The organism is Ralstonia psammae (assembly GCF_958405935.1).
Taxonomy (GTDB): domain Bacteria; phylum Pseudomonadota; class Gammaproteobacteria; order Burkholderiales; family Burkholderiaceae; genus Ralstonia; species Ralstonia psammae.
In genome coordinates this window covers 25,170-43,625 of sequence record NZ_CATZBU010000015.1, presented here as the reverse complement: position 1 = coordinate 43,625, position 18,456 = coordinate 25,170, and the positions used below count along the sequence as shown (strand labels likewise).

Annotated in this window: 18 protein-coding genes and 1 pseudogene; 4 read left to right on the top strand and 15 right to left on the bottom strand. The window is 64.5% G+C overall.

All coding sequences use genetic code 11. The annotated features are described in order from the left end of the window. Nucleotides 1-7: 7 nt before the first annotated feature. The 5 genes and pseudogenes from R2N16_RS22165 to R2N16_RS22145 all read right to left on the bottom strand — a co-directional run bounded on the left by R2N16_RS22165 (nt 8) and on the right by R2N16_RS22145 (nt 4,512). Nucleotides 8-1,351, bottom strand: a complete 1,344-nt coding sequence (locus tag R2N16_RS22165; protein ID WP_316668632.1) for a peroxidase — start codon at nt 1,349-1,351, stop codon at nt 8-10. A 118-nt stretch (nt 1,352-1,469) separates the two neighbouring features. Further along, a pseudogene (locus R2N16_RS22160) lies at nt 1,470-1,763 on the bottom strand (methyl-accepting chemotaxis protein); the annotation flags it as partial. A gap of 175 nt (nt 1,764-1,938) precedes the next feature. Next, a complete protein-coding gene (locus R2N16_RS22155; RefSeq protein WP_316668630.1) occupies nt 1,939-2,394 on the bottom strand; it encodes a DUF2147 domain-containing protein in 456 nt (151 codons plus the stop codon). 66 nt (nt 2,395-2,460) lie between these two features. After that, entirely contained in the window at nt 2,461-3,582 is a 1,122-nt protein-coding gene (locus R2N16_RS22150; protein WP_316668628.1) for a collagen-like triple helix repeat-containing protein, read from the bottom strand. 132 nt (nt 3,583-3,714) lie between these two features. Beyond that, a complete protein-coding gene (locus R2N16_RS22145; RefSeq protein ID WP_316668626.1) occupies nt 3,715-4,512 on the bottom strand; it encodes a collagen-like triple helix repeat-containing protein in 798 nt (265 codons plus the stop codon). A 1,750-nt stretch (nt 4,513-6,262) separates the two neighbouring features. Here R2N16_RS22145 and R2N16_RS22140 point away from each other — a divergent pair. Next, on the top strand, nt 6,263-6,841 hold the full coding sequence (locus R2N16_RS22140; RefSeq protein WP_316668624.1) for a histone H1-like DNA-binding protein: 579 nt from the start codon (nt 6,263-6,265) through the stop codon (nt 6,839-6,841). Nucleotides 6,842-7,094: 253 nt separating this feature from the next. Here the strand turns inward: R2N16_RS22140 and R2N16_RS22135 are convergent, their stop codons facing one another. The 10 genes from R2N16_RS22135 to R2N16_RS22090 all read right to left on the bottom strand — a co-directional run bounded on the left by R2N16_RS22135 (nt 7,095) and on the right by R2N16_RS22090 (nt 15,694). Next, nucleotides 7,095-7,562: an outer membrane lipoprotein gene (locus R2N16_RS22135; protein WP_009241557.1), complete on the bottom strand. Its 468-nt coding sequence runs from the start codon at nt 7,560-7,562 to the stop codon at nt 7,095-7,097. 9 nt (nt 7,563-7,571) lie between these two features. After that, entirely contained in the window at nt 7,572-8,507 is a 936-nt protein-coding gene (locus R2N16_RS22130; RefSeq protein ID WP_316668620.1) for a carbohydrate kinase family protein, read from the bottom strand. A gap of 92 nt (nt 8,508-8,599) precedes the next feature. Continuing rightward, complete coding sequence (gene tpx, locus R2N16_RS22125) at nt 8,600-9,100, bottom strand: thiol peroxidase (RefSeq protein WP_316668619.1); 501 nt, start codon at nt 9,098-9,100, stop codon at nt 8,600-8,602. A 151-nt stretch (nt 9,101-9,251) separates the two neighbouring features. Next, a complete protein-coding gene (locus tag R2N16_RS22120) occupies nt 9,252-10,679 on the bottom strand; it encodes a DUF3426 domain-containing protein (RefSeq protein WP_316668617.1) in 1,428 nt (475 codons plus the stop codon). 96 nt (nt 10,680-10,775) lie between these two features. After that, on the bottom strand, nt 10,776-11,672 hold the full coding sequence (gene prmA / locus R2N16_RS22115) for a 50S ribosomal protein L11 methyltransferase (protein WP_316668615.1): 897 nt from the start codon (nt 11,670-11,672) through the stop codon (nt 10,776-10,778). Then, nucleotides 11,669-13,036 carry an acetyl-CoA carboxylase biotin carboxylase subunit gene (gene accC, locus R2N16_RS22110; protein ID WP_316668613.1) on the bottom strand — a complete coding sequence of 456 codons (1,368 nt, stop codon included), beginning with the start codon at nt 13,034-13,036 and terminating at the stop codon, nt 11,669-11,671. Before accC ends, prmA begins: the two co-directional genes overlap by 4 nt. A gap of 132 nt (nt 13,037-13,168) precedes the next feature. Continuing rightward, nucleotides 13,169-13,636 (bottom strand): acetyl-CoA carboxylase biotin carboxyl carrier protein, encoded by a 468-nt coding sequence (accB, locus tag R2N16_RS22105; RefSeq protein WP_316668612.1) that lies wholly within the window; start codon nt 13,634-13,636, stop codon nt 13,169-13,171. A gap of 143 nt (nt 13,637-13,779) precedes the next feature. Further along, nucleotides 13,780-14,247 carry a type II 3-dehydroquinate dehydratase gene (gene aroQ / locus R2N16_RS22100; RefSeq protein ID WP_316668610.1) on the bottom strand — a complete coding sequence of 156 codons (468 nt, stop codon included), beginning with the start codon at nt 14,245-14,247 and terminating at the stop codon, nt 13,780-13,782. A gap of 182 nt (nt 14,248-14,429) precedes the next feature. Further along, nucleotides 14,430-14,954 carry a TlpA family protein disulfide reductase gene (locus R2N16_RS22095; protein WP_316668609.1) on the bottom strand — a complete coding sequence of 175 codons (525 nt, stop codon included), beginning with the start codon at nt 14,952-14,954 and terminating at the stop codon, nt 14,430-14,432. A 65-nt stretch (nt 14,955-15,019) separates the two neighbouring features. Next, nucleotides 15,020-15,694 (bottom strand): UDP-N-acetylmuramate--alanine ligase, encoded by a 675-nt coding sequence (locus R2N16_RS22090; RefSeq protein ID WP_316668607.1) that lies wholly within the window; start codon nt 15,692-15,694, stop codon nt 15,020-15,022. A 78-nt stretch (nt 15,695-15,772) separates the two neighbouring features. Here R2N16_RS22090 and mpl point away from each other — a divergent pair, with 78 nt between their 5' ends. From mpl to R2N16_RS22075, 3 genes are read left to right on the top strand one after another with little or no spacing between them, the layout of a single operon-like run. Continuing rightward, nucleotides 15,773-17,158, top strand: coding sequence for a UDP-N-acetylmuramate:L-alanyl-gamma-D-glutamyl-meso-diaminopimelate ligase (gene mpl / locus R2N16_RS22085; protein WP_316668606.1), 1,386 nt, complete (start codon nt 15,773-15,775; stop codon nt 17,156-17,158). A gap of 7 nt (nt 17,159-17,165) precedes the next feature. Further along, nucleotides 17,166-17,789: a YqiA/YcfP family alpha/beta fold hydrolase gene (locus R2N16_RS22080; protein WP_316668604.1), complete on the top strand. Its 624-nt coding sequence runs from the start codon at nt 17,166-17,168 to the stop codon at nt 17,787-17,789. Further along, nucleotides 17,786-18,364: a chorismate--pyruvate lyase family protein gene (locus R2N16_RS22075; protein WP_316668602.1), complete on the top strand. Its 579-nt coding sequence runs from the start codon at nt 17,786-17,788 to the stop codon at nt 18,362-18,364. The genes R2N16_RS22080 and R2N16_RS22075 overlap by 4 nt, the downstream gene beginning before the upstream one ends. Nucleotides 18,365-18,456: the final 92 nt, after the last annotated feature.

The following is an 18,456-nucleotide window of genomic DNA, read 5'->3' as shown; positions in this document are numbered from 1 at the left end:
GGCGTGCTTACAGAGCGGCTGCGCTCGGGCGGATCACGTCGATCAGCAACACACGCTGGCCTTCGCGTTCGCCGTCGGGGCGCGGGGTCACGCCGCGCTGCGGGCGCGGGGCGGCGAGCGGTGCCGGGTCTTCGGCGCTCATGCCGAAGACGGCCAGTTTGGACGCCGCAATGCGCTGCAGCGTGCCGCGCACACCGGGCACGTCGAGGTCGTCGGGGTCGAAGCCGGTGGTGGCCGTCCAGTCGTCGCGGGCAATGTCCTGCAGGCCGTTGGCCATCTCGAACTGCAACGAGGCACCAAAACCCTTCTGCAACGAGTGCGAGCCGAGCAGGTATTCCGCCGTCAGGAAGCCGCGCAGCCGCGTCCAGAACGCCAGCGAGCTGACATTGCCGCTCTTGAGCGCGTGGCTCGGGGCGACTTCCCAGCTGTGGTCGAGCAGCTTGTTGATGAGGCGGCCCCAGGTCGGCACGTCGGTGCCGGCAGAGCAATCCTCGCCGGGGCCTTCCGGGCGGGCGAGCTGGCGCAGCAGGCCGGTGAACGAACCGGAGCTGGGCCGTGCACTGCCGGCTTGCGGGCCCGAGGGCCAGCGCCATTGCAGCGGCGAGGCCGGCCGGGCGCCGGGCCATTGCGCGTGCTGCTGCAGTCCTGTGCAGGGCGTCAGATAGCGCCACTGGCGCTGGTCGCAGCCAATGCGGCGCAGCGGGTCCAGCTCCGCCGACAGGTCGAACTTGCCCAGGAAGGTCGCGTTGCGCGACTTGATCGGCGAACGCGCATAGACGTTGAAGTCGGGCCAGCCTTCGTACAGGTTGATTTGCGGCAGCGCGTGGTGCTTGTCGAGCGCGTCGTCGGGCTGATCGATGCGGCGACTGGTGAGGAACAGCGCGCGGCAATCGAGCGTCGGCACCGCACCGCGCAGGCGCAGCAGCACGAGCAGATCGCCGAATTCCGCCGGGCGGGCTTCTGCGCGGGCCGGGTAGGCGTGCGGCTGCTCTTCGGGCCAGAAGCTGGTCAGGCGCAGGGCCGAACCCGGGAACGCGCTGCGCAGTCCTTGCCTGAGCAAGCGAAGGCCATCGGCGTGGCGCAGGATGCGCAGGACGGAAAGATCGTCGCGCAAGGTGGCGTCGGGGTGGGGCGCGCGGCCGCCGTGCTCTGCGGCCAGCGCAAAGCGCCACAGCGCGGTATCGCTGGCCAGATCTTGTGCAGCGACATCGCGTACCGCACTGGAGCGGCCGCCGGACATCGGCTCATGGGCGTCGCCGGCAGTGTCTCCTGCTGCGGCATAGACGCTGGTGGTCGACCCGGCAATCGCGCCAAAAGGGCCACTGAATGGCGGCCGGTTGCGCTCGGGCATGGCTATTCCAACATTGTTTTATCGATTCTCTGGCGCGCAGCATAGCACCATGCGACACCCCAGAGAACGGCGCGGCGTCCCTCCCCTCGTTGGGGAATAGGACACGAAATCTCTGCGATCAGGCGGTGCTGAACGACGCCACCGCGTCGCGCAACACCTGTGCCCGTTCTTCCAGCGACAGCGCGGCGGCGGCCTGCTCGACCAGCGCTGCGTTCTGCTGCGTCACCTCGTCCATCGGGTTCATGGCCTGGTTGACCTGCTCGATGCCGCAGCTTTGTTCTTCGGACGCCGAACTGATCTCGCCCATGATGTCCGTCACGCGCTTGACCGCGACCATCACCTCGTCGATCACGCCGCCCGCTTCGGCCACCAGTGTGGTGCCGCTTTCTACGCGGCCGACCGAATTACCGACTCCGCAACGGTGTAACGGCGATGGAGTGGTCTTCTTTAATGGAGGTACCGTCCGTGCAGCGTGCGGATTTCCGCAAAAAGAAGGCGCCGGCTTGCACCGGCGCCCGAAGAGACGGCACCCCACCCGCAAGGAGGGGCACCGCCGCGCGTTGGGAGGTCTCGTTATCGGCGGGCGGTCATTGCTCGCGAATCCAGGTCTGCGTACGGCCCAGCAGGCTGATGCCCAGGAAGCCGCGCACATTGAGTTTCTGACCGTCTTCCGACAGCGACATCTTGGCGCTGTAGACCTTGCCGTTTTCCGGGTCCAGGATCTGACCGCCATCCCAGTTGTTGTTGCCGTCCGCCTTCAGGCCCGTCAGGATCGTCAGGCCCTTGATCGGCTGGTCCTTGCGGTCGTCCGAGCACTTGGTGCAAGTCTTGTTCTCGTCGCCGGGCACCAGGATCTTGGTGACCTTGCCGGTGAACGTGCCGCCGTTGTCGACGATCGTCACTTCGCCTTTCTGTTTGCCTGTGTTGTCGTCGATGGTCTTCCAGGTGCCGGCGGGGCTGGCTTGCGCGAAGGCGCTGCCGGCGGCCAGTGCGAGAGCCAGTGCGCCAGCCAGGCGCGCGAGAGAGTGGGGGGTATGTTGCATCGTGGAGTCTCCTTGTTGTCGGTCAAAAGAATCGGTGAGGGCTGATCGATGATGTCGGCGCAGGGATCAATGCGCGCTCAACGCACCGGTCAGGGGTGACAGCGGATTGCTGCCGGAGCTGCTGGTGGCGTTCGTGACGCCACCCAGCGCATTCGTGATCGGGGCGAGCGGGTTGCCGCTGCCGGCTGCGCCGCTCAGTGCGCTCGTTACCGGGGCGAGCGGATTGCTGCCACCGCCGAGGCCGCCGCCGAGCGCGCTCGTGATCGGCGCCAACGGATTCGTCGAGCCGCCGCTGCCGCCGTTGACCAGGCCACCGGTGCTGGCCACCGTGCCGCCGACGGCGCCGACCACACCGCCCACGTCACGCGTGAGCGGGTTGCCGCCGGCAGCGCCGACTTGCGCACCGGCGCTCTGCAGGCCGCCGCCAACCGTATTGAGCGCACCCGCCAGCGGACCGCCGAGCATCGTCGTGCCGCCGACCGCCTGCGTGCCCTGCACGACTTGCGACGACAGCGGCACGATCGCGTTGCTGGTCTGCTGCGTAATCTGCTGCACCGGGCCGCTCGAGGTGGCGATGGTGGTCAGACCGCCCGCACCTTGCAGCACTTGCCCGAGCGCCGATACACCGCTGCCCACAGGCGACGTCACCGGATTCAGCGGCGCCAGCGGGCTGCCCGCGGCACCCAGGTCCGAGACGGTCTGCCCCGCGTTGCCTACCGTCACCCCGGCGGAGCGGATCACGTCACCCGAACTCTGCACCGTGGTGCCGACGGGGTCGGGCGTGGAGCCGATCTTGCCGAGCCCGTTGCTGATGCCGGCGCCCAACGTCTGGACCGTATTGCCGGCGGAGGTGACCGTCGCACCCAGATCCTTCTGCGCCGCCGTGCCGCCGATGACGGGCACCGACGCCGTGCCGATCGTCGTGCCAAGGTCACTGACGGTCTTGCCGGTCTGCGTGACGACGTTGCCGCCGCCGCTGGCCACGTTGCCGACCGGCACCGCGCCCGGATCGTTGTTGGCCGACGATGACGGTGTCGTGTCACCGTTCGGGTTGCCGCCCGAGGCACAACCGGCCAATGTCAGCACGGCCACAGCCGCCGCTGCCAGCAGCGTGCGCGACGCCGAAACGGCGGACAACGAAGCCGAAGAAGCGGACGAAGAAGCGTGGAGCGGGTTCTGAATTTTCATGGTGAGTCTCCTTGTAAGCGCGGCCCGTACCGCGTGTCACCGCCGGGTCAGAAGAACGCGCATCTGGCGTCCAGCGGGTAGCATCCGCCTGCGTTTGCTGTCGAATGCAAAGAAAGTTCTACAGAGCAGGGGCTAGTGATGCGCGCCGGATGTCACACCCGACAGCACACCGCCAACCAACCCGCCCACCGTTGTGCCGACGCTGCCCAATCCGCCCAGCGGACCAGTCGCGGCCGTACCACTACTGCTGACAGCGCCAACCGAGCCAAGCGCACTGACACCAGGCAACCCCGCTGTCAGCGAACCGACTGCCGTCGTGACCGGCGCCAGCGCACCACCGAGCGCACCGGTCAACGCACCTCCCGGTGCACCACCCGCCGCAGACGGCGCCGTCGGCGCGACCATTGCCGACAACCCACTGGTGAGCGAGCCGAGCGCGCCCACCGTGTTACCCAGCGTCGACACCAGCGCATTGCCCTTGCCGGCCGTTGTGATCGTGCTGCCCTCGCTGCCGAGCGCACTGCCCAGCGTCGACAACACGTTGCTCACCGGCGCACCCAGGCCAGTGGCCGCGCCCAGCGTTTGCGTGGCGGAAGTCAGCGTGCTGGTGAGCGGCACGATGGCGGTGATGGTGGTGGTCGTCAACTGCTCGACAGGACCGGTCAGCGTCGCGATGGGTGTGCTGCCGGTTGAGCCGCTGCTACCCGTTGCATTGCTGGTGTTGTCGTTCGACCAGGCGGGCGATGTCGATGCCGCGATCGCCGGCTTGGATTGCGAATCGCTGCCGCCGCCAAGCGACGTACCCATGTCGCCGCTGCCCGAATTCGCGCAACCGGCCAACATGGCGAGTGATGCCGTCGCCAGCACGCACTGCAGGAACACTCCGCGCTTCGGCGGATTCGATTTCGACAAGAACGCTTGATCGCGCATCTTGTGCCTCCACGACTCAGAACAGAACGCTTGTGTTGGACCCCTTCTGTCTTGCGCTCTTTGCTCGTCGGGTTTGTCGTCGCCCGGCATGCGGGGTTGGCGACGACCTCCCTGTCTTGTCACGGGCCACGCGCAGGCCCGTGCCACACTGCGCGATCGATGCCGCGCTGATGTGGTGAGCGGATCGTGAAGTGAAACCGAATGGCATGACAATCAGCGTCAACCTGACACCCGGATATGCAGTTGCAACAATTCGCGAACTTGATTCCGAATAAAGCGCCTCTACAAGCCATTCTTCGGGCGATCAGTCCGCAGCAAAAATCGCTTCCGGATTGCCGTAGAACAATCCTTCTATCGTCGTAAAACAGCCTCGTTTCAAACGCAATTGCGTGCAGTTTTCAGCGGTTGCTGAGCAGGGTTTTCCCGCGATCGGCGATCGGTTTCGCACAGCGCATCACGCGATCGTCCGGTCGTGCTTGCCCGCTGTTCGGCATCGTCACGCTCCGGTGCAGATGTCGCATGCATCGACACGAACTCCGCATGCGTCGATGCCATTCGCACTCTCGAGCGCTCGCACGCATCGATGCGTCGACCCTATCGTCAGCACCTCGCGCATCGGATGCGCGGCACGCGATTTGCGGTACCTGCATGCGCTGTTGGCCATCGCAATCGCAGCGACTTCGCGCGGTGCGCATCGAAGGTGTTCGACTTGCAAGTCAGCAGCGTCGATCGACACGTTCAACACGCCGATACGCACGCGTCGATCGCATCGATTGCGTGCGTATCGACAGGTTGCATGCGAAAAATTTGCGCGCGTTGTCGCATCTACGCATCGTTTTTTTTCGACACGCATCGCGCCGCGCGCACGTCGACGCGCACGACGATGCCGAACGTGCGCGCCGCACGTGCATCCGTTCACGATGCACACGCGCACTACATCGCGTGTTGCTGTAAACCGGCATGACTACTGGGTTTGCGGGACACGTGTGTCAACGTGGAGCAACGCCGTAACGTGATGTCACGACGCAAGAAAATGCGCATTCGCGAGATCGATCTGCACGCATGCGCGATGCGAATCGCAGCGACGCACAGACGCAGCGCAATCCTTCACCAAAACTCACCGCGCTTTTTGCATAAATCTCTTAACATCACCGCGCAAACGAATTATGATTCGCCTTGACAAGACGTTGACTTCGATGCAAGGCAGCTTCGCGCGATCAACGATGATGAAGTTCCAAGCGGCAAGTGAAAGGTAGTCGAGGAGCGTAACCACTTTGATGCACGCCACGCCGACAGGGCTGTTCGAACTCGGTGCCGTCTCTGCGATCCCCCCGTCGGGATGGGCGTACTACCCCCAAAAGAAAACGCGCGCTCTCCAGTTTTTCGCTGTCCACAAAGTCACGCTGCAAGCGGCTTTGCGGTCCACGCAGCGATTCGCGCAAGATCAGATTTCGACCGGTGTGGCCACGATGCCCCGGTCCTCTCAATTGATGAAGACTCGCCGGATGCAATCTGTCCGGCCGACTGCGGTTGCGCCCGTGTGCGCAACCGAGGCGTGCAACTTGCTGCGTGTGTCCACCGCGCAAGTCGCAGATCTTCCTACCGAATTCATTAGCGTGCGACTGCCGTTGGGTGGCGCGCCGATGAATCGCTCGCTCGGTTGGTCTGGCGATGCCAATGCATCGTGGGATCGGGCCGGTCGGGTTGCTCAATCTCGATAGTTCGATACCCAATCTTGAAGGAGTTTCCCATGGCAACTGCTGCTAAGAAGAAACCGGCCGCCAAGGCCCCGGCCAAGAAGGCCGCTGCAAAGAAGGCTCCGGCCGCTAAGAAGGCTGCTGCAAAGAAGGCTGCTCCGGCCGCCAAGAAGGCTCCGGCCAAGAAGGTTGCAGCTAAGAAGGTCGCTGCCAAGAAGGCACCGGCCAAGAAGGCCGCAGTGAAGAAGGTTGCAGCCAAGAAGGCACCGGCCAAGAAGGCCGCAGTGAAGAAGGTTGCAGCCAAGAAGGCACCGGCCAAGAAAGCTGCAGTGAAGAAGGTTGCAGCCAAGAAGGCCCCGGCTGCCAAGAAGGCCGCCGTGAAGAAGGTTGCAGCCAAGAAGGCCCCGGCTGCCAAGAAGGCTGCTGCCAAGCCTGCTGCGAAGAAGGCTGCCGCCAAGAAGGCCCCGGCTGCCAAGAAGGCTGCTGCCAAGCCTGCTGCGAAGAAGGCCCCGGCGAAGAAGGCTGTCGCCAAGCCCGCTGCTGCTCCGGCCGCTGCACCTGCTGCACCCGCTGCCAAGACCGCGCTGAACCCGGCTGCGGCATGGCCGTTCCCGACCGGCAACCGTCCGTAAGTCATTCCTACGACGGTGATCCTCCGGGACCACAGCGGCGCGCAGGTCGCGCCCACCTGATCGGATACCGCGTATCCGGTCCGCAAGACCTTGGTGTCTTGCACCGCCCGCCGATCGGCTCACGCCCCGGCGGGCTTTTTCTTGCCCGAGCGTTGCGCGTGCGTTTCTTATGGGCATAAAAAAACCGCACCGGCGCGATGCCGATGCGGTGTTTCCGATGAACCCCCTCGGCCTATCGGCCGAGCGTCGTCGATCAGTGCGTCACGCGCGTCACGCCGCCCGATGACAGCAGACGCACCCGCTCACCCGGGCGGAAAGCCTCGTCGGCGTCTTGCGTGATGGCGCGGTACTCACCGTTGTCGAGCTTGACGGTGATTTCCAGGCCCGGACGCTTGTTCATCTGACCTTCGAGCGCGCTGCCTGCGACGCCACCGAGAATCGCACCGAGCACACCCGCCGCCACCGAGCCGTTGCCGCGCCCGATGGCTGCTGCCGAACCGATGCCGCCGATCGCACCGCCTGCAATGGTGCCGACGCCGGTCTGTTCACGGTCGATCACGACATTGCGCACCGAATCGACCGTACCGAAGCGCACGGTCTGCTCGCGCTGCGCCTGACCCGAGGTGTAGGCGCTGTTGGAGTTGGTGCCCATGGCGCAGCCTTGCAGGCCAAGGGCGGCGACCAGCAGGGTCGCGGCACCGATGCGATAGATGGGTTTCATGTTTGTTCCTTATTGATACCGATACCCGAAAGCGGATTCGAAGCGCCGGGCAATTTCCTCGACGGGCAGGCCGTGATTCTGCGGGCCTTGGCAAGCGATCTTGAGTGAGCCCATCAGGCTGGCGAGGCGGCCGGTGGTGTCCCAGTCCAGGCCGTTCTCGATGCCGTAGAGCAGGCCGCCGCGGAAGGCGTCGCCGCAACCGGTCGGGTCGACCACACGTTCGGCCGGCACGACCGGAATAGTGTACTGCTTGCCGCCGGCGTAAATCTCCGCCCCTTCTTCCCCGCGCGTGACGATGTAAGCCTCGACGCGCTGCGCAAGTTCTGCCGCACTGTAGCCCGTGCGTGACAGCATGACCTGCGCTTCGTAGTCATTGACCACCACGTAGCTGGCGAGTTCAACGAAGTGGCGGAGGTCGGCGCCGTCAAACAGCGGCATTGCCTGGCCCAGGTCAAAGATAAAGGGCACGCCGGATTCTGCAAATTGCGTGGCGTGGTGCAGCATGCCTTCGCGGCTATCGGGGCCGACGAGGCCGAGCCTGGCCGGCAGCGCGTTCTTGACCGAATTGATGCTCGAATGGCTCATCGCGCCTGGGTGGAACGCGGTGATCTGGTTGTTGTCGCGGTCGGTCGTGATCATCGCTTGCGCGGTGAACGTATCCGGAACCTCCGTGACATGCGCTGTCGAGATGCCGAGCTTCTTCAGGTAGTCCAGGTACGGGCCCGCATCCTGGCCGACCGTGCCCATGATGATGGGTTCGCCGCCGAGCATCTTCAGCGTGTAGGCGATGTTGCCTGCGCAGCCACCGAACTCCCGGCGCATTGTCGGCACCAGAAAGGAGACGTTCAGGATGTGGATCTTGTCGGGCAGGATGTGTTCGCGGAAGTGTCCGTCGAACGTCATGATGGTGTCGTAGGCAACCGAGCCGCAGATCACGCTGGCCATATTGAAGCACTCCAGATATGACACGGCCGCCCAGTGGACGGCCGTGCGATGAACGAGAGACCGGAAGCCGGTCTCGATGCAATCAGTTCAGCTTACTTCAGCGCAGCCAGGGCCGCGTCGTAGTTCGGCTCGTCCTTGATCTCGGGCACGAGCTGCGAGTACAGGACGTTGTCGTTGGCGTCGAGCACGATGACCGCGCGGGCGGTCACACCAGCCAGCGGGCCCGACGTGATGTCGACGCCGTAGGCTTGCTTGAAACCCTTGTCGCGGAAGGTCGACAGCGGTTTCACATTCGCGATGCCTTCGGTGGTGCAGAAGCGGCCGGCTGCGAACGGCAGATCGGCAGAGATGGACAGCACGACGGTGTTGTCCAGCTTGGCAGCGGCCTCGTTGAACTTGCGCGTGGAGGTGGCGCACACCGGGGTGTCCAGGCTCGGCACGATGTTCAGGACCTTGCGCTTGCCGGCAAAGTCAGCGAGCGACACGTCTTTCAGATCTGCGCCGACCAGGGTGAAGGCCGGGGCCTTCGCGCCTGCGGTCGGGAATTGGCCGCCGACTTCGATCGGGTTGCCGCCAAGGGTCACGTTTGCCATGGTGTTACTCCTTCCTTTGATACGTGTTGGGGGGGAGAGCCGCTAACAACACCCTCTTGGCGTCGCCTCCCTGCCGCCCCGCTTGTACTGCCTGCGTCGGCATACCTGGTCAGGAGGGTCTTGTTAGCGGCTCTAAGCCAGGGGTGAAAATTCAGGGGTAAAAAATCAGGACCCGGTAATTGGCCGTCGGGCGCTGGGACTGGAATCGTACCCGAATCGGTAGTTCGGCGCGGGCAGGCAGCCCTGACTTGCCGTATGCACTGTCGGTCGGGTTGAGGTAGTCGCTGGGCAGCAGGGCGCGGCGCGAGAGCAGTTGGTCTTGCAGGTCGGTCGTGACCAGCTCGATGGCCGGCAGGGCGATGGGGCCACCGGCGCGGTTGCGCAACGTTGCCGTCAGCACGTATTGGTCTGATGCATCGCCTTCCTGCCGCAGCAGTTGCGACGATTCGATCTGCAATGCATCGAGATCACGCGGCGGCGCGATCGTGCAGTGCAGTGGCTGGCACAGGGCCTCCAACATCGGGCGTGCGGAGGGCGCGCGGCGAGCGATCTCGGCGCGGGCGAGGAAGAGCATTTGCACCACCGCCAGCACCGCCAGCAGACCGATCGCGATACGCGCCAGAGCGCGGCGTCCGGTCGTTTTGCGTGCCTGCTCGCGGGCCTGTGCGGCACGCAGAAAATCCAGCGTCGCGGCTGAGACACCATGATTCGGTCCGCGCGCCTTGCGCGGACGCGGGGCGCCGGTCAGCGTGCGCTGCGGCGTCGGGCTGGTCGGCTCGGCTTGCGTGCGACGTGCGTGACCATGGCGGCGCGGCACCGGCGCAAAAAGCGTGTGCGAATCGGTTTCGTGGCGCATCCAGACCGAATCGTGCTTCTCCGTCTCGGGCTTCGGGGACGCGATGACTGCCGGCGCGGAAGCAGCCGCTACCGGAGTCGCCGTGGGCGCGAAGGCCGGTTCGATCGGCAAGTCTGCCGACGGCTGCTTGGGTACGGCGGCCGCGAACGTGTCTTCCTCGTCGTCAAGGTCGCGGATGGGTGGCAGGCCGTGGAATGGATCGGCAGGAGCGGCGGGCAGTCCAGCTTCTGGGGCCTGCTCCCCGGGCTCGATGGATGGCTCGACAGCGTGCTCGATCGGCGCCTCGTCGGGCAGCGGACGTGTGTCGGGTGCGGTCGATTGCACGTCGGGCACGGGTGTCGCGCCCTCAACTTCGCCCAGATGCACTTCTGCGACGCCTTCATCCGGAACGTCCTCTTCCCAGATCAGCGTCATGCCGAAGCCGTGGTCGTCCTCTGCGACAGGCGGCGCGGCGAGCGTTTCCGGTTCAGGGCTGACGGGCGTTGAGAGGGGCGCTATGCGGGGGGCGTGTTCTGGCGATTGTTGGGGCTGCGGTGCTTCGGCGGTCGGCGCCGCAGGCGTGAGCACGGCGCCAAGCTCGATCAGATGATCGCGGCCATCGAAGACGTGATTGCAGCGCCCGCAACGAACGAGGCCGCCGCGCAGCCGAAGCTGATCGGCGACAACGCGGAAGGCGGTTTGACAGTTGGGGCAGCGGGCGGCGAGACGTGGCGCAGTTGCCATGCGGGACGAGGAGAAAAAAGCCGACCGCGCGAGTATTGCAGACAGTGACGTCAGCGTCGACCTTTGCAGGCGACACTGACGCACAATGCCTTGAAATTACGCGGGCTTCACACCGTGCAGGCAGACCCAGCCGTCACGTGCACGCCACACTGTGAGCGGAATGGCCGAGGCATACGCGGCGGCCACTTCTTCGGCCTGGCGCTCGAGCACACCCGACAGGATCAGTCGGCCGCCCGGGCGCACGCGTGCGCACAGCATGGCTGCCATCAACTTGAGCGGGTTCGACAGGATGTTGGCGACGACCAGATCGAACGTGCCTTCCGGCGCATCGTCGGGCAGGGCAAACGTGGCTTCGACGTGGTTGCGCTCGGCGTTGTAGCGCGAGGCTTCCACGGCGTTCGGATCGATATCGACACCGACGGTTTCACCAGCGCCGAGCTTCTTGGCGACGATGGCCAGGATGCCCGAGCCGCAGCCGTAGTCGAGCGTGCGCTCGCCGGGTTGCACGTGCTGCTCCAGCCATTCCATGCACAGGCGCGTGGTCGGGTGGCTGCCGGTGCCGAACGCGAGGCCCGGGTCCAGTTCCAGCACCACGGCGTCGGGTTCCGGCGCGTCGTGCCAAGACGGCACGACCCAGATGTGCTCACCAATATGGATGGGCTCGAACTGCGATTGCGTTACGCGCACCCAGTCCTGCTCTTCCACTTCGCGCACGGTGTACGTGGGCAACGGCGACAGGTTGATCTCGTTGGCCGCGGCTGCCACCAGCAGTGCCGGATCGGCATCGTCGGCCAACAGCGCCACCACGCGCGAGCGGTTCCACGCCAGGCGTGTCGGCTCGTGGCCGGGCTCGCCGAAGAGCGGTTGCTCGTCGGGCGTATCGGCGTCGGCGTCTTCCACCGAGACCGACAGCGCGCCGAGATCAAACAGTGCCTCGGACAACGCTTCGGCGTCGTCGCGCGCCACTTCGAGCACGCATTCGCGGTATGTCACTTGCCGCCACCCTTGGCCACTTCCTGTTGCGCCAGACGGTGCTCCAGGTAGTGGATGTCAGTGCCGCCTTCAACGAAGTTGGCGTCGAGCATCAGGTCGCGGTGCAGCGGCACGTTGGTCTGGATGCCTTCCACCACCATTTCCGACAGGGCGATGCGCATGCGGGCGATGGCCTGCTCGCGGGTGGCGCCGTACGTGATGACCTTGCCGATCATCGAGTCGTAATTGGGCGGCACGAAGTAGCCGTTGTAGGCATGCGAGTCCACGCGGACGCCCGGACCCCCCGGCACGTGCCACGACGTGATGCGGCCCGGCGACGGCGTGAACTTGAACGGATCTTCCGCGTTGATGCGGCACTCGATGGCGTGGCCCTTGAGCGTGATGTCCTTCTGACGGAAGCGCAGTTTCTCGCCGGCCGCCACGCGGATCTGCTCCTGCACGATGTCGACGCCCGTGATCATCTCCGTGACCGGATGCTCGACCTGCACGCGCGTGTTCATCTCGATGAAGTAGAACTCGCCGTTCTCGTACAGGAACTCGAATGTGCCAGCGCCACGGTAGCCGATCTTCTTGCACGCCTCGGCGCAGCGGTCACCAATGCGCTCGATCAGGCGGCGCGGAATGTGCGGTGCCGGCGCTTCTTCGATCACCTTCTGATGGCGGCGCTGCATGGAGCAATCGCGCTCGCCCAGCCAGACGGCATTGCGGTGCTGATCGGCCAGGATCTGGATTTCCACGTGGCGCGGATGTTCCAGAAACTTCTCCATATAGACTTCCGGATTGCCGAAGGCACGGCCGGCTTCTTCACGCGTCATGTTGACGGCGTTGATCAGCGCAGCCTCGGTGTGAACCACGCGCATGCCGCGGCCACCGCCGCCGCCCGCCGCCTTGATGATCACCGGATAGCCGACCTTCTTGGCCGTTGCCAGAATTTCCTTCGGGTCTTCCGACAGGGCGCCTTCCGAGCCCGGCACGCACGGCACGCCAGACTTGATCATGGCCTGCTTGGCCGACACCTTGTCGCCCATCAGGCGGATCGATTCGGGCGTCGGGCCGATGAAGGTGAAACCGGATTGCTCCACACGCTCGGCAAAGTCGGCGTTTTCCGACAGGAAGCCGTAACCGGGGTGGATGGCCTGGGCGTCGGTCACCTCGGCGGCCGAGATGATGGCCGGCATGTTCAGGTACGACAGCGGTGACGGTGCCGGGCCGATACACACGGCTTCGTCGGCCAGCTTGACGTATTTGGCTTCCTTGTCCGCCTCGGAATAGACCACCACGGTCTTGATGCCGAGTTCGCGGCAGGCGCGCTGGATGCGAAGAGCGATCTCGCCGCGATTCGCGATCAGGATCTTGTCGAACATCGTGTTCTCGCTACAAAAAGGAGAGGCGAGGGCGCTGTGGCTGGGCCGCGCTCAGAGGCAGCCCTTGTGCGCCGGCTCGCGCTCGGATGCGGCACGCAGCGTGCCGCACGATGAGGGTCTGATGTCGGAAACTCAGCCGATCACGAACAGCGGTTGGCCGTATTCCACAGCCTGGCCGTTGTCGATCAGGATTTCCTTGATGACGCCGGCCTTGTCCGCTTCGATCTCGTTGAGCAGCTTCATCGCTTCGATGATGCAGATGGTCTGGCCTTCCTTGACGGTGTCGCCCACCTTGACGAACTCGGCGGCGCCCGGCGACGGCGAGCGATAGAAAGTACCGACCATCGGCGACGTCACGATGTGACCAGCCGGCAGGGCCGGGGCGGCAGCCTCAGCGCTGACGGCAGCCGGAGCCGCAGCAGCGGGTGCGCCGACAGCCGGTGCAGCCTGCATCTGCATCGGCGCATATTGCATCGGGGCCACCACTTGCGGCGCCGACTTGACGATGCGGACCTTGCCTTCGCCTTCGGTCACTTCGAGTTCCGAAATGCCCGATTCGGCTACCAGGTCGATTAGCGTTTTCAGCTTGCGCAAATCCATGAACGTTCTCCTGCAGCGTCGGCGATCTGGGGCGGTGGATGCGCGCGAATGGCTCTTCAGCCGCACATCAGTCAAAAGGCGCTCCAGGCGCTGGCGTCGTTGCCTTGGTTAAGTGGTTGAAATAAAAGGAAGAAGACGGCTGATTAGCCGCCGTGTTGGTCGATTGCGAAGTCCAGCGCCGCCAGATAGCCGCGCCAACCCAGTCCGCAAATTACGCCCACCGCCTGGTCTGCCAGATACGAATGGTGGCGGAACGGCTCACGGCGATGCACATTGGACAGATGCACTTCGATATACGGGATCACCACGCCGGCCAGCGCATCGCGCAGGGCCACGCTCGTGTGCGTATAGGCGGCCGGATTGATGATGATGAATTCGACGCCTTCGCTCTTGGCAGCATGGATGCGATCTACCAGTGCGCCTTCGTGGTTTGACTGGAAGTGCGCCAGCGTTACGCCGCGCGCCGTGGCGCGTTCGATTAAGGCGGTATTGATGTCGGCCAGGGTGGTCGCACCGTAGACTTCCGGTTCGCGCGTCCCCAGCAAATTGAGGTTCGGGCCGTGCAATACGAGCACGTTTCGAAGCGCTTTGGCGATGGGTTTATCAGCCACGTTTTTACCGGTTGAGCGAAGTTGGGCGCAATTTACAGCAACTTAGAATGCTTTGTCTAGTTTTTGCTGAGAAACTCTCCAGAAATCGGTGTTTTCACCGATCTTGGGGCCACTGTCGATGCTTTTGCCGGAGAAGAAGGGGAGTTGCGTGCACATGAACGTCATATGACGTTTTTGCAGATTCACGTGCGCTGTAGGGCCTCACGTAGTTCTTCGGCATGCACACGACCCATCTTCCGGAAAGTGATCTCGCCTTGTGCATTCAGGATCACAGTAAACGGAAGGCCGCCGACTTCGTTCCCGAATTGACGGCCCAGTTCCGTCCCGCCAAAGCCCGCCACGGCAATCGGATATGTGACGTGTACCTTGCTCAGGAACGTCTGGATATTGGACGCCGAGTCGATACCGATGCCGACAAACTTTGCCTTGGCCTTCTGCTCCTGTGCCAGCGCAGACAGTTCGGGCATCTCTTCCACGCAAGGACCGCACCACGGTGCCCAGAAATTGATCACCACCGCTTGGCCGCGAAAAGCCGCCAGATCCAGGGAGGCGCCATTGGCGTCCGGCAGCTTGCTGCCGTAAAACGCGGCGACGGCATTGTCAGCCGGCGTTTTGGGCTCGGTGGCGCGATGTCCGAAATAGACGCCTGCCGTCGCGGCGATCAGGCCGGCGATCAACAGGGCGATCAGCGTGGTACGACGGGACATGTTTTGCGGGGATCTCTCTATATATACAGAGGCGAAGCGTGCGGGATTGTACTCCTGTCGGCCGATCACCCCTGCGACAGTAGGGCACGCACTGCCGCTGCGTCGCCGCGCTGGGTCTTGCCGGTGGCGTCTGCGCGCCGCGCGCCACGCACATCGTTCATGTCATATAGGGCGATATGGACGCCGACCGGTGTGCCCGTTTCAGCCCGCAGCTCGCGCGCAAGTTCACGGGAATCGGCCCCGGCGGGCCATTGGCCGCGCCACAGGAAGCTGAGCGTTTCCACTTCGTCGCGGCCGGCGAAATGGGCACTCTCCGTGGTGTCGAAATCCACCCCGGCGTTAAGCAGGAAGATCGCCACGTCCTTCGGGCTATCGCAGAAGACTTGCAGGTGGATGTCGGAGTGCTCGCTGGCGGTGCCGTTGAAAACCGCGCCCGCCAGGTACGGGTGATGGGCTGCCAGCCCTTCCATCAGCAGCAGCGCGATGCGACGCAGCAACGCCAGCACGCGCGGCTGGGATTCGGCTTGGAACAGCGCCTGGTACTCGCGGACTTCCGCTTCGACCTGTTCGTTGTCGGGTAGCCATTCGCCGGGCGCGCGAGATTCCGTGCCGAGCACTTGGCGTGCGGCCTTGCGCTTGGCGGTGGCGTAGTCGGCACCGTCTTCCGCGATCATGCGGGCGGCGGCGGCGGCAATTTCCTCCCGCACGCGTGCGGGGTCGAGGGTGGAGCGTTTGGACATGGCTCTATTTTACTGAAGCGCGCGGGCCGGCCTGAAGCCGCAGGTACAATGCGGCGCAACGAAGTTGAGATGGCTCCCATGCATATCCACATCCTTGGAATCTGCGGCACCTTCATGGGCGGCATTGCCCTGATTGCCCGCCAGGCCGGCCACCGCGTTACCGGCTGCGACGCCAACGTCTACCCGCCGATGAGCACCCAGCTCGAAGCACAGGGCATCGAGCTGATTGAAGGCTTCGACCCAGAACAACTCTCCATCGGCGCCGATCTGTACGTCATCGGTAACGTGATCTCTCGCGGCAATCCGCTGATGGAAGCCATCCTGGACCGCAACTTGCCGTACATTTCCGGTCCGCAATGGCTGGGCGACAACGTACTGCGCACGAAATGGGTGCTCGCCGTGGCCGGCACGCACGGCAAGACGACCACCACGTCGATGCTCGCGTGGGTTCTGCAGGATGCGGGCTACAACCCAGGCTTCCTGGTGGGCGGTGTGCCCCGCAACTTCGGGTTGTCTGCGCGGCTCACGGAATCTGACTTCTTCGTCATCGAGGCCGACGAGTACGACACGGCTTTCTTCGACAAGCGCAGCAAGTTCGTCCATTACCGCCCCCGTACGGCCATATTGAACAACCTGGAATTCGATCACGCAGACATCTTTCCCGATCTTGCGGCGATCGAAACCCAATTCCATCATCTCGTGCGCACCGTGCCGGGTCAGGGCCGCCTGCTCGTCAATGGTCGCGAAGATAGCCTGGAGCGCGTACTTGCGCGCGGATGCTGGTCGGAGGTCGAGCATTTCGGCGCAGAAGACGGCGATGGCTGGCGAATCGCCAATCTGGGCGACGACGATAGCTTCGACGTCGTTTTCCAGGGACAAACGCAGGGCCGGGTGCGCTGGCAACTGCAGGGGGACCACAACCGCATGAACGCGCTGGCCGCCATCGCGGCCGCGCGCCACGTGGGCGTACCGCCTGCTCAAGCCATTGAAAGCCTGGCCCGTTTCGAAAATGTGAAACGACGCATGGAAGTTCGCGGCACCGTCAATGACGTGACGGTCTACGACGATTTTGCCCATCATCCGACGGCCATTCGCACGACGATCGAGGGCTTGCAACGTCGCGTGGGCAAGGGCCGCATCCTTGCGGTGCTGGAGCCGCGTTCAAACACCATGAAGTTGGGTGTGATGAAGAGGGCACTTCCGGACAGTCTGTCCGGAGCTGACCAAGTTTTCGCATACGGCGCTGCCCAGGGCCGCGACGCAATCGGCTGGGATTTGGCTGGCGCGTTGGCGCCGCTGGGAGCGCGCGCCAAGGCGTTTTCTGATCTGACCACGTTAGTCGAAGCCGTCACGGCCGCCGCCCGCCCCGGTGACCATGTGCTTGTCATGAGCAACGGTGGCTTCGGCGGCGTTCATCAGAAGCTGCTGGATGCCCTGGCCGAGCGAGTCGATACGGCAAGCTGACCTCCATATGCCGGCATCCATCATCTATCTGCACGGATTCCGTTCGTCGCCGCGGTCGTTCAAGGCGCAGTTGCTGGCCAAGCGGATGGCTTCCGTGGGGCTGGCGGACCAATACGTTTGCCCAATCTTGCCCGTCTCGCCACGCCAGGCGATGGCCGAGACAGATGCGCTGATCGCGGAGTTGAGTGCGCGAGACGGCACCAAACCTGTACTCATCGGCTCGTCCCTGGGTGGCTATTACGCCACGTGGCAGGCCGAACGCCACGGGCTGCGCGCGGCCATGCTCAATCCCGCCAGCCGCCCCGAACGGGATCTCGCCAAATACGTCGGCGAACAGCCGTTATGGCATGGCGGCGGCACGATCCGCGTGGAGCCGCATCACCTCGATGAGCTGCGCGCGTTGGCCGTGCCCGCCATTACGCACCCCGAGCGTTATTTCCTGCTCGCCGCGACCGGTGATGAGGTGCTCGATTACCGCGAAATGCTCGGCCACTTTCCCGGCGCGGCCACTCGCCTAATCGACGGCAGTGACCACGGTATCAGCGATTTTGCGCGGTACATGGACGAAGTACTCGTCTTTTGCGGCGTTCCTGCCGATCTGTTGGCCGCGCACCCGCTTGGCGCCGTATGACTGATTCCCTGTCGTACCCGCGCAGCCTCTGGCGCAGCGCGTTACCTCCTGCTGTGATCTATGACCGTCACTGGGCGCGCTGGGCGGTGGGCACCGATTCGCTGACAGCCAGGCTTCGTGCGGCTTCGTCGCGCTTCCGCGTTCAATTGCTCGGCCAGCAGCGCGCGATGCCGTTGCGCGACGAGTGGCGTTGCCTCGGCATGGCCGGGCCTGCCGCCACGCTGGTCCGCGAGGTTTTGCTCGTCTGCGACGACATCCCGGTGGTCTATGCACACACCATCGTGCATCCGCGCAGTGTGGCGCTCGACTGGCCATTCCTGAAAGCGCTGGGGGCGCAGCCGCTGGGGCATTCGCTGTTTGCCGATCCGCGTGTGGAGCGCGGGGATTTCGAATTCGCCTTGCTGGACGCGCGCCACCCGCTGGTGCGCCGCGCGCATGCCGCGCTGGGCGATGCGCCTGTTGCCGGGATCTCCCGGCTGCCGGCCCGCCGGTCGGTGTTTCGGCGCGGAGCGAGCGCGATGCTGGTGACGGAGGTTTTCCTGCCCGCTCTGGCCGGCTTCCACCCGCCGCGGTAAGCGTATTTCGCGGGCCGGGCGTCCAGCCAGTGCGGTATCATCGCCCCCAACTTTTTATCGCCTCGCATCAAGCCATGACGTCCGGGTGCGCG